Source organism: Klebsiella sp. M041 (assembly GCF_059759695.1).
The window spans coordinates 13,840-40,833 of the sequence record NZ_JCAXWU010000010.1 but is presented as its reverse complement, the minus strand read 5'-3'; the positions used below and the strand labels follow the sequence as shown (position 1 = coordinate 40,833).

The 26,994-nt window shown below is 60.4% G+C and carries 25 protein-coding genes; 20 read left to right on the top strand and 5 right to left on the bottom strand.

Going from position 1 to position 26,994, the window contains the following annotated elements; all coding sequences use genetic code 11:
* Window positions 1-4 precede the first annotated feature (4 nt).
* The 6 genes from AC6CWS_RS14585 to AC6CWS_RS14560 all read left to right on the top strand — a co-directional run bounded on the left by AC6CWS_RS14585 (window position 5) and on the right by AC6CWS_RS14560 (window position 6,145).
* Entirely contained in the window at window positions 5-1,444 is a 1,440-nt protein-coding gene (locus tag AC6CWS_RS14585) for a circularly permuted type 2 ATP-grasp protein (RefSeq protein ID WP_498256410.1), read from the top strand.
* Window positions 1,438-2,367, top strand: a complete 930-nt coding sequence (locus AC6CWS_RS14580; RefSeq protein ID WP_002910835.1) for an alpha-E domain-containing protein — start codon at window positions 1,438-1,440, stop codon at window positions 2,365-2,367. Before AC6CWS_RS14585 ends, AC6CWS_RS14580 begins: the two co-directional genes overlap by 7 nt.
* The gene (locus AC6CWS_RS14575; protein ID WP_032453344.1) at window positions 2,364-3,179 is read left to right on the top strand and encodes a transglutaminase family protein; all 816 of its coding nucleotides are present in this window, start codon (window positions 2,364-2,366) and stop codon (window positions 3,177-3,179) included. Before AC6CWS_RS14580 ends, AC6CWS_RS14575 begins: the two co-directional genes overlap by 4 nt.
* Before the next feature lie 16 nt (window positions 3,180-3,195).
* The gene (locus AC6CWS_RS14570) at window positions 3,196-3,942 is read left to right on the top strand and encodes a proteasome-type protease (RefSeq protein WP_032453343.1); all 747 of its coding nucleotides are present in this window, start codon (window positions 3,196-3,198) and stop codon (window positions 3,940-3,942) included.
* A 423-nt stretch (window positions 3,943-4,365) separates the two neighbouring features.
* The gene (locus tag AC6CWS_RS14565; protein ID WP_074442538.1) at window positions 4,366-5,352 is read left to right on the top strand and encodes a fatty acid desaturase; all 987 of its coding nucleotides are present in this window, start codon (window positions 4,366-4,368) and stop codon (window positions 5,350-5,352) included.
* On the top strand, window positions 5,345-6,145 hold the full coding sequence (locus tag AC6CWS_RS14560; protein ID WP_065881207.1) for a phosphate/phosphite/phosphonate ABC transporter substrate-binding protein: 801 nt from the start codon (window positions 5,345-5,347) through the stop codon (window positions 6,143-6,145). The genes AC6CWS_RS14565 and AC6CWS_RS14560 overlap by 8 nt, the downstream gene beginning before the upstream one ends.
* A gap of 362 nt (window positions 6,146-6,507) precedes the next feature.
* Here AC6CWS_RS14560 and AC6CWS_RS14555 read toward each other — a convergent pair whose 3' ends face one another.
* On the bottom strand, window positions 6,508-6,630 hold the full coding sequence (locus AC6CWS_RS14555) for a hypothetical protein (protein ID WP_218811005.1): 123 nt from the start codon (window positions 6,628-6,630) through the stop codon (window positions 6,508-6,510).
* Window positions 6,631-6,827: 197 nt separating this feature from the next.
* On the opposite strand from AC6CWS_RS14555, the gene tdcA reads away from it, so the two are divergent.
* The 5 genes from tdcA to pflB all read left to right on the top strand — a co-directional run bounded on the left by tdcA (window position 6,828) and on the right by pflB (window position 13,766).
* Entirely contained in the window at window positions 6,828-7,766 is a 939-nt protein-coding gene (gene tdcA, locus AC6CWS_RS14550) for a transcriptional regulator TdcA (protein ID WP_032453338.1), read from the top strand.
* Window positions 7,767-7,859: 93 nt separating this feature from the next.
* Window positions 7,860-8,849, top strand: a complete 990-nt coding sequence (tdcB, locus tag AC6CWS_RS14545; protein WP_065881209.1) for a bifunctional threonine ammonia-lyase/L-serine ammonia-lyase TdcB — start codon at window positions 7,860-7,862, stop codon at window positions 8,847-8,849.
* A gap of 25 nt (window positions 8,850-8,874) precedes the next feature.
* Window positions 8,875-10,206 carry a threonine/serine transporter TdcC gene (gene tdcC, locus AC6CWS_RS14540; protein WP_065881212.1) on the top strand — a complete coding sequence of 444 codons (1,332 nt, stop codon included), beginning with the start codon at window positions 8,875-8,877 and terminating at the stop codon, window positions 10,204-10,206.
* A 27-nt stretch (window positions 10,207-10,233) separates the two neighbouring features.
* Window positions 10,234-11,442: a propionate kinase gene (gene tdcD / locus AC6CWS_RS14535; RefSeq protein WP_065881216.1), complete on the top strand. Its 1,209-nt coding sequence runs from the start codon at window positions 10,234-10,236 to the stop codon at window positions 11,440-11,442.
* A gap of 29 nt (window positions 11,443-11,471) precedes the next feature.
* A complete protein-coding gene (gene pflB, locus AC6CWS_RS14530; RefSeq protein ID WP_080901437.1) occupies window positions 11,472-13,766 on the top strand; it encodes a formate C-acetyltransferase in 2,295 nt (764 codons plus the stop codon).
* A gap of 51 nt (window positions 13,767-13,817) precedes the next feature.
* Here the strand turns inward: pflB and AC6CWS_RS14525 are convergent, their stop codons facing one another.
* On the bottom strand, window positions 13,818-13,964 hold the full coding sequence (locus AC6CWS_RS14525; protein WP_004225356.1) for a hypothetical protein: 147 nt from the start codon (window positions 13,962-13,964) through the stop codon (window positions 13,818-13,820).
* A gap of 289 nt (window positions 13,965-14,253) precedes the next feature.
* Between AC6CWS_RS14525 and AC6CWS_RS14520 the strand changes: the two genes are divergently transcribed.
* The 5 genes from AC6CWS_RS14520 to AC6CWS_RS14500 all read left to right on the top strand — a co-directional run bounded on the left by AC6CWS_RS14520 (window position 14,254) and on the right by AC6CWS_RS14500 (window position 19,220).
* Window positions 14,254-15,312, top strand: a complete 1,059-nt coding sequence (locus AC6CWS_RS14520) for a branched-chain amino acid ABC transporter substrate-binding protein (protein WP_075206763.1) — start codon at window positions 14,254-14,256, stop codon at window positions 15,310-15,312.
* A 109-nt stretch (window positions 15,313-15,421) separates the two neighbouring features.
* Entirely contained in the window at window positions 15,422-16,336 is a 915-nt protein-coding gene (locus AC6CWS_RS14515; RefSeq protein ID WP_065881218.1) for an ABC transporter permease subunit, read from the top strand.
* 9 nt (window positions 16,337-16,345) lie between these two features.
* On the top strand, window positions 16,346-17,632 hold the full coding sequence (livM, locus tag AC6CWS_RS14510; protein WP_065881220.1) for a high-affinity branched-chain amino acid ABC transporter permease LivM: 1,287 nt from the start codon (window positions 16,346-16,348) through the stop codon (window positions 17,630-17,632).
* The gene (locus AC6CWS_RS14505) at window positions 17,629-18,504 is read left to right on the top strand and encodes an ABC transporter ATP-binding protein (protein WP_065881222.1); all 876 of its coding nucleotides are present in this window, start codon (window positions 17,629-17,631) and stop codon (window positions 18,502-18,504) included. Before livM ends, AC6CWS_RS14505 begins: the two co-directional genes overlap by 4 nt.
* The gene (locus tag AC6CWS_RS14500) at window positions 18,501-19,220 is read left to right on the top strand and encodes an ABC transporter ATP-binding protein (RefSeq protein WP_065881224.1); all 720 of its coding nucleotides are present in this window, start codon (window positions 18,501-18,503) and stop codon (window positions 19,218-19,220) included. Before AC6CWS_RS14505 ends, AC6CWS_RS14500 begins: the two co-directional genes overlap by 4 nt.
* A 5-nt stretch (window positions 19,221-19,225) precedes the next feature.
* On the opposite strand, the gene AC6CWS_RS14495 is transcribed toward AC6CWS_RS14500, so the two are convergent.
* Complete coding sequence (locus AC6CWS_RS14495; protein WP_023290180.1) at window positions 19,226-20,119, bottom strand: LysR substrate-binding domain-containing protein; 894 nt, start codon at window positions 20,117-20,119, stop codon at window positions 19,226-19,228.
* Between the two features lie 283 nt (window positions 20,120-20,402).
* Between AC6CWS_RS14495 and pckA the strand changes: the two genes are divergently transcribed.
* Entirely contained in the window at window positions 20,403-22,046 is a 1,644-nt protein-coding gene (gene pckA / locus AC6CWS_RS14490) for a phosphoenolpyruvate carboxykinase (ATP) (protein ID WP_023290179.1), read from the top strand.
* A 49-nt stretch (window positions 22,047-22,095) separates the two neighbouring features.
* On the opposite strand, the gene AC6CWS_RS14485 is transcribed toward pckA, so the two are convergent.
* A complete protein-coding gene (locus tag AC6CWS_RS14485) occupies window positions 22,096-22,572 on the bottom strand; it encodes a GNAT family N-acetyltransferase (protein WP_004203250.1) in 477 nt (158 codons plus the stop codon).
* Window positions 22,573-22,671: 99 nt separating this feature from the next.
* Here AC6CWS_RS14485 and AC6CWS_RS14480 point away from each other — a divergent pair, with 99 nt between their 5' ends.
* The 3 genes from AC6CWS_RS14480 to AC6CWS_RS14470 all read left to right on the top strand — a co-directional run bounded on the left by AC6CWS_RS14480 (window position 22,672) and on the right by AC6CWS_RS14470 (window position 26,054).
* Complete coding sequence (locus AC6CWS_RS14480) at window positions 22,672-23,604, top strand: LysR family transcriptional regulator (RefSeq protein ID WP_065881227.1); 933 nt, start codon at window positions 22,672-22,674, stop codon at window positions 23,602-23,604.
* Between the two features lie 333 nt (window positions 23,605-23,937).
* The gene (locus AC6CWS_RS14475; RefSeq protein ID WP_044523912.1) at window positions 23,938-25,233 is read left to right on the top strand and encodes an MFS transporter; all 1,296 of its coding nucleotides are present in this window, start codon (window positions 23,938-23,940) and stop codon (window positions 25,231-25,233) included.
* An 11-nt stretch (window positions 25,234-25,244) separates the two neighbouring features.
* Window positions 25,245-26,054, top strand: coding sequence for a substrate-binding domain-containing protein (locus tag AC6CWS_RS14470; protein WP_074442541.1), 810 nt, complete (start codon window positions 25,245-25,247; stop codon window positions 26,052-26,054).
* On the opposite strand, the gene psrA is transcribed toward AC6CWS_RS14470, so the two are convergent.
* Window positions 26,029-26,928 (bottom strand): L-proline-binding transcription factor PsrA, encoded by a 900-nt coding sequence (gene psrA, locus AC6CWS_RS14465; protein WP_044523908.1) that lies wholly within the window; start codon window positions 26,926-26,928, stop codon window positions 26,029-26,031. The genes AC6CWS_RS14470 and psrA overlap by 26 nt on opposite strands.
* Window positions 26,929-26,994 lie beyond the last annotated feature (66 nt).

The window sequence follows — 26,994 nt, the reverse complement described above, 5'->3', positions numbered from 1 at the left end:
GGCCATGATAAAAATAACGCTTCCTGACGGGCATTATTATGACGAGATGCTGACCGCCCAGGGTGAACAGCGGCCGCACTATAATGCCTGGTGGCAATGGTTTCGCAACACCGATCAATTCTCTATCCGGCAGAAAAAAGCGCAAGCGGAACTGCTCTTTCACCGTATCGGCATCACTTTTAACGTTTACGGCGAGGATGAAGGGACCGAGCGGCTGATCCCGTTTGACAGCGTGCCGCGGATCATCCCCGCCGGGGAGTGGCAGCGCATTGACCGCGGTATACGCCAGCGGGTGAAAGCGCTGAACGCTTTTCTCTATGACATCTATCATGAGCAGAATATCCTGCGTGCGGGGCTGATCCCGGCCGAACAGGTGCTGGCCAACGAGCAGTATCAGCCGTGCATGCAGGGCATCAACCTGCCAAACAACACCTATGCCCATATCACCGGCGTCGATATGGTGCGCAATAACGACGGTCAGTACTACGTGCTGGAGGATAATCTGCGCACGCCGTCCGGTGTCTCCTACATGCTCGAAAACCGTAAGATGATGATGCGCCTCTATCCGGAGATGTTCGAGCAGCATCACATTGCGCCGGTGGAGCGCTACCCGAGCTACCTCCTGCAGACCCTGCGCGAAAGTTCGCTGGTGGATGATCCCTGCGTCGTGGTGATGACGCCGGGTCGCTTCAACAGCGCCTACTTCGAGCACAGCTTCCTGGCGCAGCAGATGGGGGTCGAGCTGGTGGAAAGCGCCGACCTGTTTATTAAAAACGGCGCGGTGTATATGCGCACCACCGAGGGGCCGCGGCGGGTGGCTGTGATTTATCGCCGCATCGATGACGCCTGGCTCGACCCGCTGGCCTTCCGCGCCGATTCGATGCTCGGCGTACCGGGGCTGCTGTCCGTTTATCGCGCCGGCGGCGTGGTGCTGGCCAACGCCATCGGCACCGGGGTGGCCGACGACAAATCGATCTACCCGTACGTCCCGGAGATGATCCGCTTTTACCTCGGCGAACAGCCGATCCTCAGCAATATCCCCACCTGGCAGTGCCGGAAAGCGGAGGACCTGCGCTACGTGCTGAGCAATCTGGAGCTGATGGTGGTCAAGGAGGTCCATGGCGCCGGGGGTTACGGCATGCTGGTCGGCCCGCGTTCCACCCAAGAAGAGCGGGAGGCCTTCCGCCAGCGCCTGCTGGCCAATCCGGCCAACTATATCGCCCAGGACACCCTCGCGCTGTCGACCTGCCCGACCTTCGTTGATGAAGGGCTGTCGCCGCGGCATATCGATTTACGCCCCTACGTGCTGTCCGGGCAGGAGATGCGGCTGGTGCCTGGCGGCCTGACCCGCGTGGCGCTGACCGAAGGGTCGCTGGTGGTCAACTCGTCGCAGGGCGGCGGAACCAAGGATACCTGGGTGATGGAGGATGACGCATCATGCTAAGTCGTACGGCGAGTGAACTGTTCTGGATGGCCCGCTATCTTGAGCGGGCGGAGAGCTACGCCCGGGTGCTGGACGTGACCTGGAAATTATCAATGATCCCCCGCCACAGTCAGCAGTCGCGGGATCTGGCGCTGCCGCTAAATTTGTCGATGACCCACGAGCTGTTTCAGGCGCGCCACGCCCGCTTTACCATGAGCAATCTGCTCAACTTTTTTGCCCTCGATGGCAACAACCCCTGCAGTATTTACAGCTGCGTGGAGATGGCGTGGAACAACGCGCACGCGGTGCGCGGCAGTCTGTCGGCCGAAGTGTGGGAGAGCATCAATGCCACCCGCATCGAGCTGCGAACCCTCCGCCAGCAGGGGCTGGGCGAGCTGGGGAGCGACGGCTTTTTCGAGTGGGTGAAAGAGCGGGTGCATCTGTTTCGCGGGGCGGTGATTGGCACGCTGCTGCGCAACGACGCCCTGAGCTTTATCGGTATCGGCACGCTGATCGAGCGTGCGTTCGCCACCACCCAGCTGCTGCTGATTAAGGATCAACAGCTGACCAACGATCCGGACCCGGTGCGCGAATACTACCGGCTGGATACCCTGCTCAATGCGGTCAGCGCCCGCGAAGCATACAACAGCCTCTACCGCCAGCCGGTCAGTCGCGAAACGGTAATGGAGCTGCTGATCCTGCGTAACGATATTCCACGTTCGCTGCGCGCCAGCATTGCCGACCTGGTGGGCGAACTGGAGAAGATCGCCAACGATCGCTCCTATCAGCCGCTGCGCCTCGCCCATCAGCTCAACGTTGACCTGCGCTTCAGCACCCGTGACGACCTGGCGCAGGCGGACCTGCAGACCACGCTTAACGGACTGCTGGCGAGAATTAACGCCCTGTCCGACAGCATCAGACAAACCTATCTGGAGGCCTTATGAAACTGGTCATCGATCATCTCACCCGCTACGGCTACGATGAAGAAGTGAAGTTTTCCACCCAGTATCTGCGCCTGACGCCGCGCAGCACCGGACGGCAGACCATCACCGCCTGGACGCTGACCCTGCCGGACGGCGCGGCGGTGACCACCACCGACGGCTGGGGCAATGTGCTGCATGTGCTGACGCTGGATAACCCGCACAAAGAGATCACCATCCGCGCCAGCGGGATTGTCGATATCGCCGACGAGGGGGAAGAGACGCGTGATGAAGAGGCCGAGCTGCTATCGCCGCTGGTTTTTCTGCGCTCTACGCCGCTGACCCGCGCCGATACGGCGATCCGCGAGTTTGCCCAGCGCCTCTATCGTCCCGATGCGGCGGAAGAGAGTTTGAATCAACTGATGGCGGATCTGCTGTTAAGAATGCCATACTCCCCCGGCGCGACCCAGGTGCAGGACTCCGCTGCCGACGCCTTCGCCCGGGCGAAGGGAGTGTGCCAGGATCATACCCATGTTTTTCTCGCCTGCTGCCGGGCGCTGGATATCCCGGCGCGCTACGTCAGCGGCTATGTCTACAGCGATAACGCCCAGCATGTGGCGATGCATGCCTGGGCGGAAGTGTGGCTTGACGGCCGCTGGCTGTCGTTTGATATCACCAATAATACCCGTCGTCTGAATCAGCATCTGCGGCTGGCGACCGGGCTGGATTATCTCGACGCCTGCCCGGTACGGGGCACCCGGTTGGGCGGCGGCGGGGAGATTATGTTAACCAACGCTGAAGTGCGCGAACACAGCCAGCAGGCGCAGCAGCAATAATACGGGAATAACCGCAATGACCTACTGTGTGGCCATGTGCCTGGCGGATGGACTGGTGTTTGCTTCCGACTCCCGCACCAACGCGGGCGTCGACCATATTGCCACTTTTAAAAAGCTGCACGTTTTCCATCAGGAAGGGGAACGGGTGCTGGTGCTGCAATCCGCCGGCAACCTGGCCACCACCCAGAGCGTGATAAGCCTGCTCAGCGCGCGGATCCGTACCCAGCAGGAGCCGAACCTGATGCAGGTGACTTCCCTCTACGACGCCGCCATGCTGATCGGGAAAACGCTGCTGGAGGTGATCCAGCGCGACAGCAGCAACCAGCAAAACTGCAGTAACACCAACTTCAACTGCAACCTGCTGCTTGGCGGCCAGATCGCCGGTGAAACCCATCGTCTATTCCATATTTATCCGGAGGGCAACTTTATTGAAGCCACCCGCGACACGCCTTATTTCCAGATTGGCGAAAGCAAGTACGGGAAGCCAATCATCGATCGGGTGCTGACCATCGATACGCCGCTGGAGCAGGCGATGTGCTGCGCGTTGATCTCCATTGACTCGACGCTGCGCAGTAATCTGTCCGTCGGTCTGCCGCTGGATACGCTGCTCTACCGCAGCGGCAGCCTGAGCAGCGCCGGGCAGCATCGCATCACCGACAGCGATCCCTACTTCAACCGCATCCGCAAGGCGTGGTCGGAAGGGCTGTTGCACACCTTCCGGACCCTGCCGACCTGGACCCCAGCGGAGCGGGAAGAGGAGTAGTCTCTGCGCCGCTCCGCCGGCCACGCCGGCGCGAAGGCGGATAAGGCGCCAGCCTCCAGCGGGCAAGAAAGGGGGGTACGTTGCCTGCTGTGGATTGCCGGGCGGCGCTGCGCTAACACCGGCCTCCAGTGACCGGGGATCGACGTTCATCCCGTAGGCCCGGCAAGCTTAGCGCCGCCGGGCGATGGGCCATCATAACCAGATGGTGGTCGCAGCGAACGTCTCCTCTTAACTCATGCCACGGCTGTCAGAATCCCACGCTATTTGCACGCCATCGACCCGTTGCGCCGTGGACGGCATTCTCTGAGTCATGCGGAACGTAAACGCGCTTTTTGGCAAAGCTAAGTAAATTAAATACTTTGTTATTTAACGTGTTATCTCACATCTTCGAAGGGAATGAGGCAACACGGCAAGGTATCGGAAGTGACGGAAAAGAAGACGGCTGTCTATGTGGATGACCAACAGCGCATCCTGATCCGCCAGCTGGCGCGCAGCTGGCTGTGGCGCAGCGAGCTGCCGACCTGGCTGCTGATTGTGACGGTTTACGGCGGCTGGTTTGCCTGCGTGACGAGCTGGCGGACGCTGGGACTGTTGCCGGCCACGCTGCTGCTAATCTGGTTTACCGCCTGGTATATGTCCTTACAGCATGAGCTGATCCATGGGCATCCCACCCGGCTGGCATGGTTCAACCAGCTGCTGGGGACGCTGCCGCTGGCGGTCTGGTATCCCTACGGCGTCTACCGCGACAGCCATCTGGCGCACCATCGCAACCATCTGCTGACGCACCCCGAGGACGACCCCGAGTCGTACTATGTGACGGCGGAAAGCTGGCAGCGCTTCTCTGCCTGGCAGCGCCGTCTTATCCACCTGCGCAACACCTTCTGGGGGCGTCTGCTGCTGGCGCCGCTGATGGATATCGTTCACACCCTGCGTAGCGCGCTGCGGGCTTTCCGCGCGGGCGACCGCCGCGCCATCGCCATGTGGAGCCTGCATCTGTTTCTATTGACGGGTCTGCTGGCCTGGATGGCGGCGCAGGGTTTTTCCCCGCTGTGGTTTGTGCTGGCGGTGAGCTACCCGGCGCTGGCCCTGACCAAAGTGCGCTCTTTTCTCGAACACCGGGCCGCGGATGACCCGCTGGCCCGCTCGGTGATCAACGAGGCCGGGCTTCCCTGGCGGGTGCTGTTCCTCAATCTCAACTACCATGCGGTACATCATGACCTGCCAGGGGTCCCCTGGTACGCTTTACGTCGGCTGTATCTGCATCGTCAGGCGGCTTATCTGCAGCGTAATCAGGGGTTCCTGGTACGTGGTTACGGTGAGTGGCGACGCCATTTTAGCCGCCGGGCGGTGGCGGTGAACGCCCATCCAGGCTTTGGCGAACAGGCGCAGGCGGGAGGAGAACATGGCTGAACGTATGACCTTTCCCATGTATGCCATCCACCGACAACAGACCCAGGCCCTGTGGCTGGCGGTGCAGTCGCTGCTGGCTGAACGCGGCGTGATGGTGACAGGGGACCCTCCGGCGGCCGATCCCGAGGATCTGCAGGCCCACTGGCGCCAGCCGGGGCTGTTGCTGAGCCAGACCTGTGGCTATCCGCTGGTGACCCAGCTGCCGGAGGTGCAGACGGTGGGCTGCTTCCACTACGCCGCGCCCGGTTGCGAGGGGCGCCGCTACCGCAGCCTGCTGGTGGTCCGCGAAGCGGATAGTCACCGGATGCTGGCGGACTTTTTTGGCCGCCGCGCGGTATGCAATGCCGAGCACTCGCAGTCTGGCTACAACGTGCTGCGCAAAATGGTCGCGCCGCTCTCCCGGCAGGGGCGATTTTTTTCGGCGGTGGTGTTCAGCGGCAGCCATCGGCAGTCGCTGCGCGAGCTGCAACAGGAAAACGCCGATATCGCCGCCATCGACTGCGTGACCTACGCTTTGCTGCAGCGCCATCAGCCGCAGGCCCTGGCAGGCCTGGCGGCGATCGGCTGGAGCCCGGCCGCGCCAGGGCTGCCGCTGATCACCGCCGGCGCCACCCCGGCGACGACGCTGAACAGCCTGCGCGAGGCGCTCCAGCAGCTGGTGAGCGATGCGCGCTATCGCCCCCTGTGCGACGCCTTGCTGATCTGCGGCTATAGCGATATGTCGCGGGAGGCCTATGCTCCGCTGCTGGCGTGGCGGGATGAGGCCGCGGCGCTGGGGGTCAGTGAGTTATAAGGGAGACGGTCCGGTTTACCGTCGTTGGCGAGTCGGCTGCGGTGTACCACCTCCGTGTCAGAGCGAGCAACAGGCGCGTTTAATTAGCTGTTTTGAAGATTTGTGATCGGCAACACAAATGACTGCCTGCCAGGCACCGCAAAAGATAAATTGCCAGGGTTGATTTTAATCAAAGTATGACCGCCTGCGATATGGCGGAAAAAGCCGCCCCCTCCGCCGCATAAGAAAAACAAGATTGTGAATTTAATGTTTCTTTGATGTAAATAATGCCTGCGCCTTTTTCCCGCCCGCCGCCGATAAAATGTGATGCCAAACCGACTTGTCGTTAAATAATGGCGTTGATTACGTCCGCTTTTTATTCTTTACAGCATTAATTTAATTTTAGCCTTTTTTATCGCCCTGACGGCGCGGGTCAAATAGCGTACAAAAAGCGTATTTTTTATCGCCATTTTGCCGTCGATGTTATCGCCATCAATTATTTTTATCCCCGCATTCGGTTACGACAAAAAACGCGAAAACAACGTTGGTAATGATTTTAATGAATTGATTTTAAATGGATTATTCCGGATGGTGAATCCTGCTAATCGGCCACGGCGGAGCCTTTGTGAGAGCTCTCACATAACCCGCTAATCGCGATTTGTTACACTTTCCGCCGTCAACAAAGGAATGAAAGCGAGACGTGATGAATACTTTTTCTCTGCCTAAAACTCAGCATCTGGTGGTTTTCCAGGAAGTGATCCGCAGCGGGTCTATCGGGGCCGGAGCAAAAGCGTTAGGACTCACACAGCCGGCGGTCAGTAAAATCATTGGCGACATGGAAAGCTATTTTGGCAGCGAATTAATCGTCCGGCGAAATACCGGCGTCTCGCTCACCGAGGCCGGGCAGGTATTTCTGAACTGGTCAGAGGCGATCACCCGGGAAATGAAAAATATGGTCAATGAAATGAATGCGTTGACCAACAGCACGGTGGTGGATGTCTCCTTTGGTTTTCCCTCGCTGGTGGGGTTTACCTTTATGTCGGAGATGGTGCATCAGTTCAAAATGACCTTCCCCAAGGCGCGGGTATCGATGTATGAGGCGCAGCTCTCTGCCTTCTTGCCGGCGATCCGCGACGGGCGCCTCGACTTCGCCATCGGGACGCTGAGCGATGAGATGAAGCTGCAGGACCTGCACGTCGAGCCGCTGTTTGAGTCTGAGTTTGTGCTGGTGGCGAACCGGGCGCGGATCGGCAACGGCACCGTCCGCCTGGCCTCGCTCCAGCACGAGCAGTGGGTGCTGCCGGAGACCAATATGGGCTACTACAGCGAACTGCTGACCACCCTGCAGCGCAGCGGCATCCGCCGTGAAAATATCGTCAATACCGATTCGGTGGTGACGATCTATAACCTGGTGCTCAATGCCGATTTTTTGACGGTCATTCCCTGCGACATGACCACGCCGTTCGGCTCGAGCCAGTTTGTCACCATCCCCATTAAAGAGGCCTTGCCGGTGGCGCGCTATGCGGCGGTGTGGTCGAAAAATTATCGGCTGAAAACCGCGGCGGCGTCGCTGGTGGAGATGGCGAAACAGTATTCATCGGGGCAGGGCAACCGCCACTGGCAGCCAATAGAAATTGCCTGACTGATATTAATTAAATAATCCAACAACCATCCTCGCTGTTGTCAGCAGGATGACGCCCGGTCATTGACTTTATATTAAGATACAGAGGCCATAATGCATATTACCTACGATCTTCCGGTATCCATTGACGATATTCTCGAAGCGAAGCAACGCCTGGCAGGAAAAATATATAAAACGGGTATGCCGCGTTCGAATTATTTTAGCGAGCGCTGTAAGGGTGAAATATTTCTTAAATTCGAAAATATGCAGCGCACGGGTTCATTTAAAATTCGCGGCGCCTTTAATAAGCTCTGCGGCTTATCCGCAGCGGAAAAACGCAAAGGGGTGGTGGCCTGCTCAGCGGGCAACCACGCCCAGGGCGTCTCGCTCTCCTGCGCCATGCTCGGCATTGACGGGAAAGTGGTGATGCCGAAAGGGGCGCCGAAATCGAAAGTCGCCGCCACCTGCGATTATTCGGCGGAGGTGGTGCTGCATGGCGATAATTTTAACGATACCCTCGCCAAAGCCAGCGATATTGTTGAACTTGAAGGCCGTATCTTTATTCCTCCCTATGACGATCCCCAGGTTATTGCCGGGCAGGGCACCATCGGTCTCGAAATATTAGAAGATCTGTATGACGTGGATAATGTCATTGTGCCGATTGGCGGCGGGGGCTTAATTGCCGGCATCGCGATTGCGATTAAATCTATTAACCCGACGATCCGCATTATCGGTGTGCAGTCGGAGAATGTTCACGGCATGGCCGCCTCCTGGTACGCCGGAGAGATCACCAGCCATCGCCACGCCGGCACCTTAGCCGATGGCTGCGATGTCGCCCGCCCGGGAAAACTGACCTATGAAATCGCCCGCCAGCTGGTGGATGACATCGTCCTCGTCAGTGAGGACGACATTCGCCAGAGCATGGTCGCCTTAATTCAGCGCAATAAAGTGATCACCGAAGGGGCCGGAGCGTTGGCCTGCGCCGCGTTATTAAGCGGCAAATTAGACAGCTATATCCAGAACCGCAAAACGGTCAGCCTGATTTCCGGCGGCAATATCGATCTCTCGCGGGTATCGCAAATTACCGGTTTTGTTGACGCTTAATTCAATACATAAGTGAGGACAGGATATGAGTACGACTGAGAGCATTGCATCCAGCCAGACAAGCCTTTCGTCCTGGCGTAAATCCGACACCACCTGGACCCTGGGCCTGTTTGGTACCGCCATCGGCGCCGGGGTGCTGTTTTTCCCCATCCGCGCCGGCTTCGGCGGGCTGATCCCGATCCTGGTGATGCTGGTGCTGGCCTATCCCATCGCCTTCTATTGCCACCGGGCGCTGGCGCGGCTGTGCCTGTCGGGGGCTAACCCCTCCGACAATATCACCGAAACGGTGGAAGAGCATTTTGGCAAAACCGGCGGGGTGGTGATCACCTTTCTGTACTTCTTCGCCATCTGCCCGCTGCTGTGGATTTATGGCGTGACGATCACCAATACCTTCATGACCTTCTGGGAGAACCAGCTGCAGATGCCGGCCCTCAACCGCGGAGTGGTGGCGCTGCTCCTGCTGCTGCTGATGGCGTTTGTCATCTGGTTTGGCAAAGACCTGATGGTCAAGGTGATGAGCTATCTGGTGTGGCCGTTTATCGCCAGCCTGGTGGTGATCTCCCTGTCTCTGATCCCTTACTGGAATAGCGCGGTGATTGATCAGGTGAACCTCAGCGATATCGCCTTAACTGGTCACGACGGCATTCTGGTGACAGTGTGGCTGGGCATCTCCATTATGGTGTTCTCCTTTAACTTCTCGCCGATCGTCTCCTCGTTTGTGGTCTCCAAACGCGAAGAGTATGAAGCGCAGTTTGGCCGGGAGTATACCGAACACAAATGCTCGCAGATCATCTCCCGGGCCAGCATGCTGATGGTGGCGGTGGTGATGTTCTTCGCCTTCAGCTGCCTGTTTACCCTCTCGCCGCAGAACATGGCGGACGCCAAGGCGCAGAATATCCCGGTGCTCTCCTATCTGGCGAACCATTTTGCCTCGATGTCGGGCGCCAAATCCACCTTTGCCACCCTGCTGGAGTATGGCGCGTCGATCATCGCCCTGGTGGCCATCTTCAAATCGTTCTTCGGCCACTATCTCGGCACCCTCGAGGGGCTGAACGGTTTGATCCTGCGTTTCGGCTATAAAGGGGATAAAACCCGGGTCTCCAGCGGCAAGCTCAATACCCTGAGCATGGTGTTCATCATGGGTTCGACCTGGGTGGTGGCCTATGCCAACCCTAATATCCTCGACCTGATTGAGGCCATGGGCGCGCCGATTATCGCCTCGCTGCTGTGCCTGCTGCCGATGTACGCCATTCGTAAAGCGCCTTCGCTGGCCAAATACCGTGGCCGTCTCGATAACCTCTTTGTGACCGCCATTGGTCTGCTGACCATCCTCAATATCGTTTACAAACTGTTCTAATCCGGCTCAGGCCACACGGAGTACAACATGACTGAATTTCCGGTAGTGCTGGTGATCAACTGCGGCTCGTCGTCGATCAAATTTTCCGTGCTGGACGCCGCCAGCTGCGACTGCCTGCTCAACGGCGTAGCCGAGGGCATCAACGCGGACCAGGCGTCTCTCTCGCTCAACGGCGGCGAGCCGGTGGCGCTGGCGCCGCGCGGCTACGAAGGCGCCCTGAAGGCGATTGCCGGGGCATTAGCCCAACGCGATCTTATCGACAGCGTGGCCCTGATTGGCCACCGTGTCGCCCACGGCGGCGACCTCTTCACCGAGTCGGTCATTATCAGCGAGGAGGTTATCGACAATATTCGCCAGGTATCGTCCCTGGCCCCGCTGCATAACTACGCCAGCCTTAGCGGCATCGCCTCGGCGCAGCGGCTGTTCCCGGGGGTCATGCAGGTGGCGGTCTTTGATACCAGCTTTCACCAGACCCTGGCCCCGGAAGCCTTTCTCTATGGCCTGCCGTGGGAGTATTACCAGAACCTCGGGGTGCGCCGCTATGGCTTCCACGGAACCTCTCACCGCTATGTCTCCCGGCGCGCCCTGGCGCTGCTCGGGTTGCCGGAGCAGGAGAGCGGCCTGGTGATCGCCCACCTGGGCAATGGCGCCTCGATCTGCGCGGTGCACAACGGCCGCAGCGTGGACACCTCGATGGGGATGACGCCCCTGGAGGGGCTGATGATGGGCACCCGCAGCGGCGATGTCGACTTCGGCGCCATGGCGTGGATTGCCGCGGAAACCCGGCAGACCCTCAGCGACCTGGAGCGGGTGGCCAACACCGCTTCCGGCCTGCTGGGGATCTCCGGCCTTTCCTCCGACCTGCGGGTACTGGAGCAGGCCTGGCATGAGGGCCATGCCCGCGCCCGCCTGGCGATCAAAACCTTCGTCCATCGCATCGCCCGCCATATCGCCGGCCACGCCGCCGCGCTGCAGCGTCTCGACGGCATTATTTTCACCGGCGGGATTGGCGAAAACTCGGTGCTGATCCGTCGGCTGGTGAGCGAGCGGCTGGCGGTCTTTGGCCTTGAGATGGACGCCGCCCGCAACCAGCAGCCTAATTCGGCCGGCGAGCGCCTGATCTCCGCCGACGGCAGCCGGGTGCGCTGTGCGGTTATCCCCACCAATGAAGAGCGCATGATTGCCCTCGATGCGATCCGCTTAGGCCGGATCCACACCGCGGCGGCGCTGGCCTGATTTTTATATTCTGTAGAGAGACGATGCTCATGAAAGTAGATATCGACACCCACGACGCACGATACGCCGACGCCTGGCAGGGCTTTCGTGGTACGGCGTGGCAAACGCAGATTAACGTTCGCGACTTTATTCAGCATAACTACACCCCTTACGAGGGCGATGAGTCCTTCCTCGCCGACGCGACGCCGGCCACCAACGCCCTCTGGGAGCAGGTAATGGCCGGGATCCGCGTCGAGAACGCCACCCATGCGCCGGTGGATTTCGACACCAATGTCGCCACCAGCATCACCGCCCACGCGGCGGGCTATATCAACCAGCCGCTGGAAAAGATCGTCGGCCTGCAAACGGACCGGCCGCTGAAGCGCGCCCTGCATCCCTTTGGCGGGATCAATATGATCAAAAGCGCCTTCGAGGCCTATGGCCGCGAAATGGACCCCGATTTTGAGTATCAGTTTACGGCGCTGCGCAAGACCCACAATCAGGGCGTATTTGACGTCTATTCCCCGGATATGCTGCGCTGCCGTAAGTCCGGGGTGCTGACCGGGCTACCGGACGGCTACGGTCGCGGACGGATCATCGGCGATTACCGCCGCGTGGCGCTGTACGGCATTCGCTATCTGGTCCGCGAACGTGAGCTGCAGTTTGCCGACCTGCAGCCAGCCCTTGAACGCGGCGAGGCGCTAGAGGCCACCCTGCGCCTGCGCGAAGAGCTGGCCGAACAGCGGCGCGCGCTGCAGCAGATGCAGGAGATGGCGGCCCGTTACGGCTGCGATATCTCCCACCCGGCGCGCACCGCCCGGGAGGCGGTGCAGTGGCTCTACTTCGCCTACCTGGCGGCGGTGAAGTCGCAGAACGGCGGCGCCATGTCGCTGGGACGCACGGCCACCTTCCTTGACATCTATATTGAACGCGATCTGCGCGCCGGTTTACTCAATGAGGAGCAGGCCCAGGAGCTGATTGACCACTTCATCATGAAGATCCGCATGGTGCGTTTCCTGCGTACCCCGGAATTTGACTCGCTGTTCTCCGGGGATCCCATCTGGGCGACGGAAGTCCTGGGCGGTATGGGGCTGGATGGCCGCACCCTGGTCAGTAAAACCACCTTCCGTTACCTGCATACCCTGCACACCATGGGTCCGGCGCCGGAGCCGAACCTGACCGTGCTCTGGTCGCAGGCGCTGCCGGTGGCGTTTAAAAAATACGCCGCCCGGGTCTCAATCGCCACCTCGTCGCTGCAGTATGAGAACGACGATCTGATGCGCAGCGATTTTCACAGCGACGACTACGCCATCGCCTGCTGCGTCAGCCCGATGGTGATCGGCAAGCAGATGCAGTTCTTCGGCGCCCGCGCCAATCTCGCCAAAACGCTGCTCTACGCGATTAACGGCGGGGTGGATGAGAAACTGAAGATCCAGGTGGGGCCGAAAACCGCGCCGCTGCGCGATGAGGTGCTGGACTACGACAGCGTGATGGCCAGCCTCGACCACTTTATGGACTGGCTGGCGGTGCAGTACATCAGCGCGCTGAACATCATCCACTGCATGCATGATAAGTACAGTTACGAAGCGGCGCTGATGGCCCTGCACGACCGTGACGTTTACCGCACGATGGCCTGCGGCATCGCCGGCCTGTCGGTGGCGGCGGATTCGCTGTCGGCGATAAAGTACGCCCGGGTGAAGCCGGTGCGCGACCATCACGGGCTGGCGGTGGACTTTGTCATTGAGGGGGATTATCCGCAATATGGCAACAACGACGATCGCGTCGATGCCATCGCCTGCGACCTGGTGGAGCGCTTTATGCGCAAAATTCAGGCGCTGCCCACCTGGCGCCAGGCGGTGCCGACCCAGTCGATCCTGACCATTACCTCCAACGTGGTGTACGGGCAGAAAACCGGCAACACGCCGGACGGACGTCGGGCGGGGACGCCGTTCGCCCCGGGGGCCAATCCGATGCATGGCCGCGACCGCAAAGGGGCGGTGGCGTCGCTGACCTCGGTGGCGAAACTGCCGTTTACCTACGCCAAAGATGGCATCTCGTACACCTTCTCCATCGTGCCGGCGGCCCTCGGCAAAGCGCCGTCGGCGCAGGAAAACAACCTGGTGGGGCTGCTGGACGGCTACTTCCATCACGAGGAGACGGTGGAGGGGGGACAGCACCTCAACGTTAATGTACTGAACCGGGAAAAGCTGCTCGATGCGATAGAACATCCGGAGCAGTATCCGAATCTGACGATCCGCGTCTCCGGCTATGCGGTCCGCTTTAACGCGCTAACCCGCGAGCAGCAGCAGGATGTGATCTCGCGAACGTTCACCAGCCAGCTCTGAACGGCCGCCGGGCCACAGGAGAGCCCTTCACGGGCTCTCCTGTTATCATCTTCACATTACCGCAACAAAATAATCACCACTGTTGATCATATTCGCATTTTTGCACCACGCTGGCGCGCAGCGACCGCTAACTGCATCTATGTTTAGCTCACGGGCCGGTACGGATACCGCGTTGTCCGGCTCGCCACGTGATGGCAACCGATCTCCTGACCTGAAAGGGAATGCGCCCTTGCCAGATGCGGCACGGGTTGTCGTCGCGTGCGCACCGACCGGGGCGTCCGCTCTCCGGCGCGATCTCTCTACCTGGCGGGATTTTTGCTTCTTCCACCCTGGCCGTCCTGGCGCTGCGCCTGCGTCGGTACCACACGGTAAGTGATATTTTCTGCGTCATTCCATGACGCCAGGCTCTAAATCGCTGAGGAATATCCGAATGTCTTTGAAACTGAAAACAATGACGCTTCATGTTGTGATAGCAGGTTGTATGAGCATGGCCTTTTACGCCCAGGCTGACGTGAAGATCGGCGTCGCCGGGCCCTTCACCGGCCCCAACGCCACCTACGGCGCCCAGTACTGGAAGGGGGCCTCGCAGGCGGTGGCTGATATCAATGCCGCCGGCGGCATCAAAGGCGAAAAGATTGTGCTGGTGCAGGGGGATGACGCGTGCGAACCGAAACAGGCGGTAGCGGTGGCCAACCGGCTGGTGGACGAAGCGAAAGTCTCCGCCGTGGTGGGGCACTTTTGCTCTTCCTCAACGATGCCGGCCTCCGAGGTGTATGACGAAGCCGGGATTCTGACCATTACCCCCGGCTCCACCAATCCGCAGATCACCGAGCGCGGCATGAAGGATCTCTTCCGCATGTGCGGCCGCGACGATCAGCAGGGGGCGATTGCCGCCAACTATATGCTGGACGTGCTGAAGGCGAAGAAAATTGCCGTCATCCACGATAAAGACACCTATGGCCAGGGGCTGGCCGATGCCACCCGCGCGGCGCTGGCGAAGCGGGGCACCAAAGAAGTGTTGTACGAAGGCCTCTCCCGCGGTGAAAAAGACTTTAACGCCCTGGTGACCAAGATCGGCGCCCTCAAGCCGGACGTGGTCTATTTTGGCGGCTGCCACCCTGAGGCGGGCCCGCTGGTGCGCCAGATGCGCGAGCAGGGAGTGCAGGCGAAATTCTTCTCCGGCGACTGTATTGTCACCGAGGAGCTGGTGACTGCCGCCGGCGGGCCGCAGTTCACCAACGGCGTACTGATGACCTTTGGTCAGGACCCGCGCACCCTCCCGGAAGGCAAAGCGGTGATCGAGAAGTTCCGCGCCAGCGGCTTTGAGCCGGAAGGCTATACCCTCTACGCCTACGCCTCCATTCAGGCTATCGCCGCCGCCTGGAACGCCGTCGGCACCGATAACGCCAAAGCCAGCGACTGGCTGAAGAGCCACGACGTCGAGACGGTGATGGGCAAAAAAGGCTGGGATGGCAAAGGCGACCTCAAGGTGTCGGACTATGTGGTCTATCAGTGGGACGACAAGGGCAAATATCACCAGCTCTGATCGGCGACCACCCAGTAACTATCCGTTGTTTTGATTGGCTAATCGTCTCACGACGGCGGTCGACCGGGTACCGATCCCGACGGCCGTCGGCCGGGCGGCTGGAGGGGCTATGACGGCGTTTTTTCTGCAACAACTGATCAATGGGCTGACGCTGGGCGCGGTGTACGGCTTAATCGCCATCGGCTACACCATGGTGTATGGGATCATCGGCATGATCAACTTCGCCCACGGCGAGGTGTATATGGTCTCCGCCTACCTGTGCGCCATCGGCCTGGCGCTGCTCTCCTTCTTCGGGATCCATTCGTTTCCGCTGCTGATTTTCGCCACCCTGGTATTCACCATTGTGGTCACCGGCGTGTACGGCTGGGCGATCGAGCGCATCGCCTACCGGCCGCTGCGCAACTCGACGCGCCTGGCGCCGCTGATCTCGGCTATTGGAATGTCGCTGATCCTGCAGAACTATGTTCAGCTGAGCCAGGGGCCAAACCAGCAGGGGATCCCGACGCTGCTCAGCGGCGCGCTGCGTATGACGGTGGGCGATGGGGTAGTGCAGATCACCTGGACCAAGGTGTTTATTCTCGTCGCCGCGCTGGTGGGGATGCTGATCCTGACCTGGATTATCCAGTACACCCGGCTGGGGCGCATCTGCCGCGCCACCCAGCAGGACCGGCGCATGGCGGCGATCCTCGGCATCAATACCGACCGGGTGATCTCCCTGGTGTTTGTCCTCGGCGCGGCGATGGCCGGCCTGGCCGGGGTGCTGGTGACCATGAACTACGGCACCTTCGACTTCTACATCGGATTTATTATCGGCATCAAAGCCTTCACCGCCGCGGTGTTGGGCGGGATTGGCTCGCTGCCTGGCGCGATGCTGGGCGGACTGCTACTCGGGGTGGCCGAGGCGCAGTTCGCCGGAATGGTGAATTCGGATTACAAAGACGTTTTTTCCTTTGCGCTGCTGGTGGCGATCCTGATTTTTCGCCCGCAGGGGCTGCTGGGTCGTCCGCTGGTGGCCAAGGTCTGAGGGGGCTCTATGGGTGAACTGACGCGCCAGCCTGCGCGGGATATCAAAAGCGCGCTGATCGACAGCGTGCTGGCCGGTCTTTGCGCGTTAATTGTCTTTGGCCCGATCGTCGGCGTGGTGCTCAAAGGCTATGGCTTTACCCTCGCGCCCGCGCGGGTGGCGATCCTGGTGGCGGTGGTGATGGCCGGCAGACTGGCGCTCAGCCTGCTGCTGCAGAGCCGGCGGGGCAAGGCCTTGGTTGCCCGCTTTGAGGGGGCGGATGACGGGGTGTACGTCCGGCCCCCGGGCTACCGCTCGCGGCTGCGCTGGATAATGCCGTTGCTGGTGGGCCTGGCTATCGCCTTTCCGTTTCTCGCCAGCAAATACCTGCTGACCGTGGCGATCCTCGGGCTGATCTACGTCCTGCTCGGTTTGGGGCTGAATATCGTGGTGGGTCTCGCGGGGCTGCTCGATCTGGGCTATGTGGCGTTCTATGCTATCGGCGCCTACGGCCTGGCGCTGGGCTACCAGTACCTGGGCCTCGGCTTCTGGGTGATGCTGCCGCTGGGGGCGGTGATGGCGGCCCTCGCCGGGGCGTTGCTGGGCTTTCCGGTGCTGCGCATGCACGGCGACTATCTGGCCATCGTCACCCTCGGCTTTGGCGAAATCATTCGCCTGGTGCTTAACAACTGGGTGAGCTTCACCGGCGGCCCCAACGGCGTCCCGGTGCCGTCCCCCACGCTGTTTGGCCTCGAATTTACCCGCCGGGCAAAGGATGGCGGTATCCCTATCCATGAGTTCTTCCACGTCAGTTACAACCCCAACCTGAAATTTATCTTCCTCTACGCCGTGCTGTGCATGGTGGTGATACTGGTGCTGCTGGTGAAGCATCGCCTGACGCGGATGCCCATCGGCCGCGCCTGGGAGGCGCTGCGCGAGGATGAGATCGCCTGTCGGGCGATGGGGCTCAACCATGTGCTGGTTAAGCTCTCGGCGTTCATGCTCGGCGCGTCGACCGCCGGCATCGCCGGAGTGTTCTTCGCCAGCTATCAGGGATTTGTTAATCCGACGTCGTTCACCTTTTTTGAGTCGGCGCTGATCCTGGCGATTGTGGTGCTGGGGGGAATGGGCTCCACCCTTGGGGTGGTGCTGGCGGCCTTTGTCCTGACGGTCACCCCGGAACTGCTGCGTGGGTTTGACGAATATCGCGTGCTGCTGTTTGGCGTGCTGATGGTGCTGATGATGATCTGGCGGCCGCGCGGCCTGGTGCGCACCAGCCGCAGCGGGGTCGCGTTGCGAAAAGGAGTCGCGCCATGAGCGACAGCATCTTACGCGTTGAGCATCTGATGATGCATTTCGGCGGCATCAAAGCGCTGAATGACGTCAATCTGGAGGTGGAGCGCGGGTCGATCACCGCCCTGATCGGCCCCAACGGCGCGGGCAAAACCACGGTATTTAACTGCCTGACCGGCTTTTACCGGGCGACGGGGGGGAGTATCGTGCTACGGGCGCGGGAAAAGGTCACCGATGTCATTCAGGTGCTGGGGCAAAAGCTTCACCCGGACGATTTCCTCCACCCGGCGCAGCTGGGGCGGCGGATCTATTACAAGATGTTCGGCGGCACCCATCTGGTGAACCGCGCCGGTCTGGCCCGCACCTTCCAGAATATTCGCCTGTTCCGCGAGATGTCGGTGATTGAGAACCTGCTGGTGGCCCAGCATACCCAGGTCAACCGCCATCTGCTGGCCGGGATCCTCAACACCCGCAGCTATCGGCAGGCGGAAACTCAGGCGCTGGATCGCGCGTTTTACTGGCTGGAGGTGGTGGAGATGGTGGACTGCGCCAACCGTCTGGCGGGAACGCTTTCCTACGGACAGCAGCGGCGGCTGGAGATCGCCCGCGCCATGTGCACCCGTCCGGAGATGATCTGTCTGGACGAGCCGGCGGCCGGACTCAACCCGGTCGAAACCCAGGCGCTGAGCCGGATCATCCGCTTTCTGCGCCAGCAGCACGGCATCACGGTGCTATTGATCGAACATGATATGGGGATGGTGATGGAGATTTCGGATCATATCATCGTCCTCGATCACGGGGACGTCATCGCCCGCGGCGCGCCGCAGGCGATTCAGGCCAACGCCAGCGTGATTGCCGCCTATCTTGGCGCTGAGGAAGAGGAGACGCGCCGATGAGCCAGCCACTGCTTGCCTTTGATGAGGTGGATGTCTTCTACGGGCCGATCCAGGCCCTGAAGCAGGTCTCCCTGACCGTCAACGAGGGGGAGACGGTGGCGCTGATCGGCGCCAACGGCGCGGGTAAATCGACGCTGTTGATGTCGGTCTTCGGGCAGCCGCGTATTGCCGGCGGGGAGATTTTCTATCGCGGGGAGGCGATCAGCCGGAAATCGACCCACTTTATCGCCAGCAACGGCATCGCCCAGGCCCCGGAAGGGCGGCGCATCTTTCCCGATATGACCGTCGAGGAGAATCTGCTGATGGGGACCATTGCCATTGGCAACCGCTATCAGGCCGAGGACAAGTCCCGGATGTACCAGCTGTTCCCCCGGCTGGAAGAGCGGCGGGGACAGCGGGCGATGACCCTCTCCGGCGGCGAACAGCAGATGCTGGCCATCGCCAGGGCGTTGATGAGCCGGCCGCGCCTGCTGCTGCTGGATGAGCCGAGCCTGGGACTGGCGCCGCTGGTGGTGAAGCAGATATTTCAGATCCTGCGCGAGCTAACGGCCCAGGGGATGACGCTGTTTCTGGTGGAGCAGAACGCCCGCCATGCCCTCAACCTGTCGGACCGCGCCTACGTGATGGTGAACGGCCAGATCCGCCTGAGCGGTAGCGGCCAGGCGCTGCTCAACGACCCGGAGGTGCGTAAGGCGTATCTGGGGATCAGCGGCTGAGAGGGTTAATCCCGCGGTTGGTTACGGGTTTTAATGTGCTGCCAGAAACGTTCGGCGGCCTGGTTAAGCCGCGAGCCGGAGCGGTAGAGCCAGGCGCCGATCGGCAGCGACAGGCTCTCATCGAGGATCGTCAGTCGGCCTTCGTCCAGCTCGCGCTGAATGGAGTACTGCGGCAACCAGCCCACGCCGTCGCCATTGAGGATCATGCGCTTGAGCAGCTCGCTCATGGAAGAGACAAAGGTGAGGGAGAAGGTGATCTCCGGCGTGCGGTCGATGACCTGGTTCACCTGGCGCCCCATATAGCTGTCGTTGGCGTATTTCATCAGCGGCAGCACGCCGCGATGTAAATGAAACAGCGGCCGGCCATGTTCGTCGCAGGGGGAGACCAGGTGCAGGTAAGAATCAAAAATTTTATGATTAATAAACGGATAGTTCATTAATTCTTCATTATAGAAGGAGAGGATAAAATCGCTTTTACCCTCTTTCAGGTTAAATACGGCGTCGTTGACGTTAATCGATTCAACATGAAAAGTCTTATTTTTACGGTCGGTGTAACCGGCGATAATTTCCGGCAGCAATAACACCGACAGCGACGGGGCGGCGTCGATTCTTATTTTTTGCGTGGTGTTATTTAAACCTTTAATTCGGCTGATCTGAAAATCCATGTCGTCGAGCATATTTCGCGCATAGCCGACAAAAATTTTCCCGCGGTTGGTCAACTGCAGGGGGTTGGCGCTGCGGTCGAAGATGCTGAATCCGAGGGAAGCCTCCAGCGACTGGATGCGTCGGCTGAACGAGGACTGGGAGATATTGCGGGCTTTGGCCGCCAGGGTAAAGCTGCGTGACTCCTCGAGAGCAATCACATCATACAGCCATTTAACTTCCAGATTTGCCAACACCGATCCAGTCCTCAAAAACGCAATAAAGGCTATGCAATTTTAGCATAGCGCATAGAAACTATGCAATTAACATAATTATCGACAGGTGTTAACATTTTTTGGAAAGTTGAGATTTAAGAATGCGTATCGGCGACCCTACATGAGCACGATATGAAATCGCGACTCACGGTTATTTATTGCTTTATTTCATTGCCCAGGATTTATCTTATTAAATAGCTGCCGACGATGACGAAAGCAATGAATAACCCAGGCCTCTTACCTTAAATAGTTTGTCAGGAGTTCCATGTCACAACAAATTGAATCAGTAAAAATGGCTCTGCAGGAGCTGGGGATTAATGCAAGCGGCGAATTGTTTTACAACCCTGATTACGATTTGCTTATTGCACATGAAACCGCTCCTGAGCTGACCGGCGCGGCCCGCGGCGTAATGACCGACTCTGGCGCTGTGGCAGTGGATACCGGCATCTTCACCGGCCGCTCGCCGCGCGATAAATATATCGTCAGAGACGAGCAGACGCGCGACACCGTATGGTGGGCTGACTCCGGCCTCGGCCGCAATGACAATAAGCCGTTATCGCCAGAAGTGTGGCGCAGCCTGAAAAGCCTGGTCGCAGGCCAGCTGAGCGGCAAAAAACTGTACATCATCGACGCCTGGTGCGGCGCCAGCCCGGACACCCGCCTTGGCGTGCGCTTCGTCACCGAGGTGGCGTGGCAGGCCCACTTTGTCAAAAACATGTTTATCGTGCCGAGCGCCGACGAGCTGGCCAGCTTTACTCCGGACTTCGTGGTGCTCAACGGCGCCGGCTGCACCAATGCTAACTGGCAGGCGCAGGGCATGAACTCCGAGAACTTCGTCGCCTTTAACCTGAGCGAGCGTATTCAGCTCATCGGCGGCACCTGGTACGGCGGCGAAATGAAAAAAGGGCTGTTCTCGGTCATGAACTACCTGCTGCCGCAGAAAGGCATCGCGTCGATGCACTGCTCGGCCAACCGCGGCGAAGCAGGGGACGTCGCGCTGTTCTTCGGCCTCTCCGGTACCGGCAAAACCACGCTGTCCACCGATCCGCATCGTCAACTGATTGGCGATGACGAGCACGGCTGGGACGATGACGGGGTGTTTAACTTCGAAGGCGGCTGCTACGCCAAGACCATCAATCTCGACCCGCAGGCGGAGCCGGAGATTTATGGCGCCATCCGCCGCAATGCGCTGCTGGAAAACGTGGTGGTGCGCGCCGACGGCAGCGTGGATTACGCCGACGGCAGCAAAACCGAGAACACCCGCGTCTCCTATCCGCTGTCGCATATCGACAATATCGTCAAGCCGGTGTCCCGGGCGGGCCATCCGTCGAAGGTGATTTTCCTTGCCGCAGACGCGTTTGGCGTCCTGCCGCCGGTCTCCCGTCTGACCACCGAGCAGATGCAGTACCATTTCCTGTCGGGCTTCACCTCGAAGCTGGCGGGCACCGAGCGCGGCATTACCCAGCCGACGCCGACCTTCTCCGCCTGCTACGGCGCGGCGTTCCTGCTGCTTCACCCGACCCAGTACGCCAGCGTACTGGCGGCGAAGATGGCGGAATCCGGTGCGGAAGCCTGGCTGGTCAACACCGGCTGGAACGGCGAGGGCAAACGCCTGTCGCTGCGCGATACCCGCAGCATCATCAGCGCGATCCTCAATGGCACCACCGGCCCGCTGCGCGATGAAGCGATCCCGGTGTTCAATCTTGCGATCCCGCAGAGCATTCCGGGCGTCGACAGCGCAGTGCTGGATCCGCGTAATGGCTGGAGCTCAGCGGATAAGTGGCAGGAGAAGGCGGAGAGTCTGGCTCAGCTGTTTATGGATAACTTTAAGCAGTACAGCGATACCGAAGCGGGCGCGCGTCTGGCGCTGGCCGGTCCGCAGCTGCAGAATAGCGCGGTCGAAGCCTGATCCGCGGCCAGCAGGTCGACGCCTGGCGCCGACTTGCTGGCGAGCCGCTTTACTCCGCAAAGGCCCGCAGCGCATCGCCAGTGAGGCGATAACGCACCCACTCATCCTGCGGCTGCGCGCCAATGCTCAGATAGAAATCAATCGCCGGCTGGTTCCAGTCGAGCACGCTCCACTCCAGACGCCCGCACTGACGCTGTACAGCATATTGCGCGATGGTTTTCAGCAGCGCTTTTCCGGCGCCGATCCCGCGATAGTCGGGGGTTACGTACAGATCCTCCATATAGATGCCGTTACGGCCAAGCCAGGTGGAGTAGCTGGTGAAGAACACGGCGTAGCCCACCGCTTTGCCCGCCACCTCGCAGATCAGCGCCTCGGTTTTGCTGCTGCTGGCAAACAGCGTCTCTCTGATCTCCTCTGCCGTCGTCACCACCTCTTCGGGGGCTTTCTCGTAGACCGCGAGTTCATAAATCATGTCATAAATAGCGGTGGCGTCGTCCGGGGTGGCCTGGCGGATCGTGATGCTCATGGGTCGTCCTGTCTGAATGGTATGAAGGAAAGCAAAATTGCTGACCCAGAGCATAAGCGGTATTGTGAAAAGAATTAAGTGCAATGAAATCAGCAAACGATGAATATTATGCATCCTGTCCTGCGCCGTATCGACCTCAACCTGCTGCCGGTCTTTGACGCGGTCTATCGCTCCCGCTCGGTGCGCCTGGCGGCAGAAGAGCTGGCGATGAGCACCTCGGCGCTGAGCCATGCGCTCTCCCGGCTGCGCAGCGCCCTCAACGACCCGCTGTTCTATCGGGAAGGTCACCGGATGTGTCCCAGCGTCTATGCCAGCCAGCTGGCGCCCTCTATCGCTTCGGCGCTGAAATTTCTCAATCAGGAGCTGACGCCGCCGGCGGCGTTTGTGCCGGCCGCCAGCACCGACTGCATGCAGATTGCGATCACCGATTTCACCGCGTTCTGCGTCTTTCCGACGCTGATGCACCACCTGCAGCGTGAGGCGCCCGGGCTGCGGTTTGAGCTCCGTTATCTGCCCCACAGCCCGGCGCTGACCGAGCTGCTGGCGGGGGAGGTCGATCTGGCTCTCGGGTTCAATACCCCTGACGAGCCAGCTCATCCCGATCTCGAGGAGATTAACTGGCTGCGGGACGAATATGTGGTTATCAGCCAGGCCGACCGAACGGCGCTGACCTTGGACGCCTACCTTGCGGCCCGTCATCTGGTGGTGACCCCGTGGAATGAGCGGCAGGGGGTGCTGGACTGTGAGCTGGAGCGGCAGGGCTATTCGCGGCAGGTGGCGGTGAAAACGCCCTCGTTGCTGAGCGCTCCCTTTATTATTGAGCAGAGCGATCTGCTGATGGCGCTGCCCCGGCGGGCGGCGGAGACGATGGCTCGCGCCGCCCGGCTGACCATTTTCCCGCTGCCGTTTCCGGTTCCCCCGTTTGACGTCAAGATTTACGCCCACAAACGCAGCGGGAAACGCGAGGCCACCCGCTGGCTGATCTCCCTGTTGCAGACGCTGGGGAACGCCGCCGCGGCGCCGGCGCCATGAGGTCACGTCCGGATTATTAACATCTTGCCGCTCGGCGTCGCGTTAACCCTGCCGGGCCGGGTATGTCTTTTACCGCCTGGCGCCCGGGGCGCAGCGGCGTACCCTGGCCTCGGTCACAAAACGGAAAACTCACCTTTTCATCCCTGCCGCCGACGCTGATGGCGCAGAGAGTGTTAAATGATTGTATATAAAAGTAATGTTAATTAGTTAAATGTTATTTATGCGTAAATTGCATCAATGGATGCGTTTATTACGCTTATTTCATTCCCGGTTCTGTTTCAGTCTTCAGCAACAGGCGCGCGACAACGCGTGGATAACAAACTGGAGACCTGCATGCATTCGACAACCTCACTGATGAGTACCCGTGACCGGCTCGGCGCCATTCTGCGCGTCACGTCCGGTAACTTTCTCGAACAGTTCGACTTTTTCCTGTTCGGGTTTTATGCCACCTACATCGCACATACCTTTTTTCCGGCGAGCAGTGAATTCGCCTCGCTGATGATGACCTTCGCGGTCTTTGGCGCCGGCTTTCTGATGCGGCCCATCGGCGCCATCGTGCTTGGCGCCTATATCGACAAGGTAGGGCGGCGCAAAGGGCTGATTGTGACCCTGTCGATCATGGCCACCGGCACCTTCCTGATCGTGCTGATCCCCTCTTACCAGGCCATTGGCCTGTGGGCGCCGCTGCTGGTGCTGATCGGCCGCCTGCTGCAGGGCTTCTCCGCCGGCGCTGAGCTGGGCGGGGTATCCGTCTATCTGGCCGAGATCGCCACCCCGGGCCGCAAAGGGTTTTACACCAGCTGGCAGTCGGGCAGCCAGCAGGTCGCCATTATGGTGGCGGCCGCGATGGGCTTTGCCCTCAACGCCGTGCTGGAGCAGAGCGCCATCAGCGACTGGGGCTGGCGTATTCCGTTCCTTTTCGGCTGCCTGATCGTCCCGTTCATTTTTGTGCTGCGCCGTAAGCTGGAGGAGACCCAGGAGTTTACTGCCCGCCGCCATCATCTGGCGATGCGCCAGGTATTCGCCACCCTGCTGGCGAACTGGCAGGTGGTCATCGCCGGGATGATGATGGTGGCGATGACCACCACCGCGTTCTATCTGATCACCGTCTATGCGCCGACCTTTGGCAAAAAAGTGCTGATGCTCAGCGCCTCGGACAGCCTGCTGGTCACGCTGCTGGTGGCGATTTCCAACTTCTTCTGGCTGCCGGTGGGCGGGGCGCTGTCCGACCGCTTTGGCCGCCGACCGGTGCTGATTGCCATGACCCTGCTGGCGCTGGCTACCGCGTGGCCTGCGCTGACCATGCTGGCGAACGCGCCGAGCTTTTTGATGATGCTGAGCGTGCTGCTGTGGTTGTCCTTTATCTACGGCATGTACAACGGGGCGATGATCCCGGCGCTGACCGAAATTATGCCCGCCGAAGTGCGCGTGGCAGGCTTCTCGCTGGCCTATAGCCTGGCGACCGCGGTGTTTGGCGGCTTCACGCCGGTGATTTCCACGGCGCTGATTGAATATACCGGTGATAAAGCTTCCCCAGGCTACTGGATGAGCTTTGCCGCCGTCTGCGGCCTGCTGGCCACTTGCTACCTCTATCGCCGCAGCGCCGTTACGCTGCAGACGGCACGTTAATCAGGGAGATGATGATGCGTAAAACGACAGGAACCCTGCTGGCCACGCTGCTGCTGGCCGCCACCGGCGGCAGCGCGCTGTCCGCTGAGGTCACCGTGATGATCTCCGGCGGCTTCAAAGCGGCGCTGGAAAAGCTGGCCCCGGCATGGGAAAAACAAAGCGGCAACCACCTCGTGGTGATCCCCGGGCCGTCGATGGGAAAAACGCCGCAAGCGATCCCTAACCGCCTGGCGCGGGGCGAACACGCGGACGTGGTGATTATGGTCGGCGACGCGCTGACCAGCCTCGAGAAAGCGGGCCGTACGCAACCGGATTCACGCCGGGAGCTGGCCGACTCGCCCATCGGCGTGGTGGTGAAAGCGGGAGCGCCGCTGCCGGCTATCCACAGCGCAGACCAGCTGCGGGCGGCGCTGCTGGCTGCGCCGTCGGTCGCGTACTCCGACAGCGCCAGCGGACGCTATGTCAGCTCGACGCTGTTCCACCGCCTGGGCATTGATGAGGCGATGCAGAGCAAAGCGCAGATGGTGGAGCGTATTCCGGTGGCCTCGGAAGTGGCGAAGGGACGGTATGCGATCGGTTTTCAGCAGGTGAGCGAACTGCTGCCGGTGCCCGGCGTGACCGTTGTCGGCGAACTGCCGGATAACCTGCAGTACATCACCCGCTTTGCCGGGGCGGTGACCGTCATCGCCGACCACCCGCAGGAAGGAAAGGCGCTGCTGACGTATCTGGCCTCACCGGCGGCGCAGGAGACCATCCACGCCACCGGTATGCGAAGCGTAGCTGCCGCCGCGCCGGTCAGCCAGAAGGATACTGTTCAATAATCAGCTTCTCCAGCTCTGCCGCCACGTAGGACTGAATACGGCCGCTGAGGCGGATCAGGCCTACCGTACGGGTGACCACCGGGTCGGTAAGCGGTACGGCGCGGAGAACGGAATGCTCCCCGGCGGGCATCGACATCGCGGGCACGGCGGCAATGCCGATGCCCGCTTCCACCATCCCCAGCATCGTGGTGACGTGGCGGGTTTCGCAAATGCTTGGCCGCGCCGGCGTCAGATGCGCCAGCTCCCTGTCGAGCAGCGTCCGGTTGCCGGAGACCCGATCGAGGCCAATATAATCCTGTTCAAAGTATGCCTGCCAGCTGAGGTGCGTCCTGCTCGCCAGCGGATGGTCGTGCCGACAGGCGGCGACATAGCGGTCGTCGGCCAGCGGGGTGAATTCGATGCTGGCCGGCAGGTTTTTGGCAAAGCAGAGGCCAAAGTCAGCCTGTCCGCTGCTCACCGCCTCAATGACATTCCCGGCGCTGCTGTCGATTAGCCGGATACGCACCTGGGGAAAGCGCGCCTGAAAGCTGCGGATGATTTCCGGCATAAAGTAGTAGGCGGCGGAAGGTACCGTCGCCACTGTCACCAGCCCGGTACGCGCCTTGCTGACCTGGCTGATATCCGCCAGCACCGTCTCGACGTGGGCCAGCAGCTGCTCCGAACGTTCGGCAAAATTCTGTCCATACAGCGTAAGGGTCACGCGGCGGGTGGTGCGCTCGAACAGCCGGTTGCCTAACGCGGTTTCCAGCTTTTCGATGCGGCGGCTGAGGGCCGACTGCGACAGGCAAATGGATTCTGCGGCCAGCCGAAAGCTGCCATACTCCATCAGGGCGCGAAAGGCATAGAGATCGTTGAAGTCAAAATTTACGGGCATGGCGGCGGCATCCTTATCGGCTGTCTGGCGCCTCGCCCCGTCCGGTGAGGGGCGATGGCGACGAAA

Coding starts and splice junctions, on each gene's coding strand:
- AC6CWS_RS14585 (WP_498256410.1), top strand. CDS start 5: ATGATAAAAATAACGCTTCCTGACGGGCATTATTATGACGAGATGCTG.
- AC6CWS_RS14580 (WP_002910835.1), top strand. CDS start 1,438: ATGCTAAGTCGTACGGCGAGTGAACTGTTCTGGATGGCCCGCTATCTT.
- AC6CWS_RS14575 (WP_032453344.1), top strand. CDS start 2,364: ATGAAACTGGTCATCGATCATCTCACCCGCTACGGCTACGATGAAGAA.
- AC6CWS_RS14570 (WP_032453343.1), top strand. CDS start 3,196: ATGACCTACTGTGTGGCCATGTGCCTGGCGGATGGACTGGTGTTTGCT.
- AC6CWS_RS14560 (WP_065881207.1), top strand. CDS start 5,345: ATGGCTGAACGTATGACCTTTCCCATGTATGCCATCCACCGACAACAG.
- tdcA (WP_032453338.1), top strand. CDS start 6,828: ATGAATACTTTTTCTCTGCCTAAAACTCAGCATCTGGTGGTTTTCCAG.
- tdcB (WP_065881209.1), top strand. CDS start 7,860: ATGCATATTACCTACGATCTTCCGGTATCCATTGACGATATTCTCGAA.
- tdcC (WP_065881212.1), top strand. CDS start 8,875: ATGAGTACGACTGAGAGCATTGCATCCAGCCAGACAAGCCTTTCGTCC.
- tdcD (WP_065881216.1), top strand. CDS start 10,234: ATGACTGAATTTCCGGTAGTGCTGGTGATCAACTGCGGCTCGTCGTCG.
- pflB (WP_080901437.1), top strand. CDS start 11,472: ATGAAAGTAGATATCGACACCCACGACGCACGATACGCCGACGCCTGG.
- AC6CWS_RS14520 (WP_075206763.1), top strand. CDS start 14,254: ATGGCCTTTTACGCCCAGGCTGACGTGAAGATCGGCGTCGCCGGGCCC.
- AC6CWS_RS14515 (WP_065881218.1), top strand. CDS start 15,422: ATGACGGCGTTTTTTCTGCAACAACTGATCAATGGGCTGACGCTGGGC.
- livM (WP_065881220.1), top strand. CDS start 16,346: ATGGGTGAACTGACGCGCCAGCCTGCGCGGGATATCAAAAGCGCGCTG.
- AC6CWS_RS14505 (WP_065881222.1), top strand. CDS start 17,629: ATGAGCGACAGCATCTTACGCGTTGAGCATCTGATGATGCATTTCGGC.
- AC6CWS_RS14500 (WP_065881224.1), top strand. CDS start 18,501: ATGAGCCAGCCACTGCTTGCCTTTGATGAGGTGGATGTCTTCTACGGG.
- pckA (WP_023290179.1), top strand. CDS start 20,403: ATGTCACAACAAATTGAATCAGTAAAAATGGCTCTGCAGGAGCTGGGG.
- AC6CWS_RS14485 (WP_004203250.1), bottom strand. CDS start 22,572: ATGAGCATCACGATCCGCCAGGCCACCCCGGACGACGCCACCGCTATT.
- AC6CWS_RS14480 (WP_065881227.1), top strand. CDS start 22,672: ATGAATATTATGCATCCTGTCCTGCGCCGTATCGACCTCAACCTGCTG.
- AC6CWS_RS14475 (WP_044523912.1), top strand. CDS start 23,938: ATGCATTCGACAACCTCACTGATGAGTACCCGTGACCGGCTCGGCGCC.
- AC6CWS_RS14470 (WP_074442541.1), top strand. CDS start 25,245: ATGATGCGTAAAACGACAGGAACCCTGCTGGCCACGCTGCTGCTGGCC.
- psrA (WP_044523908.1), bottom strand. CDS start 26,928: ATGCCCGTAAATTTTGACTTCAACGATCTCTATGCCTTTCGCGCCCTG.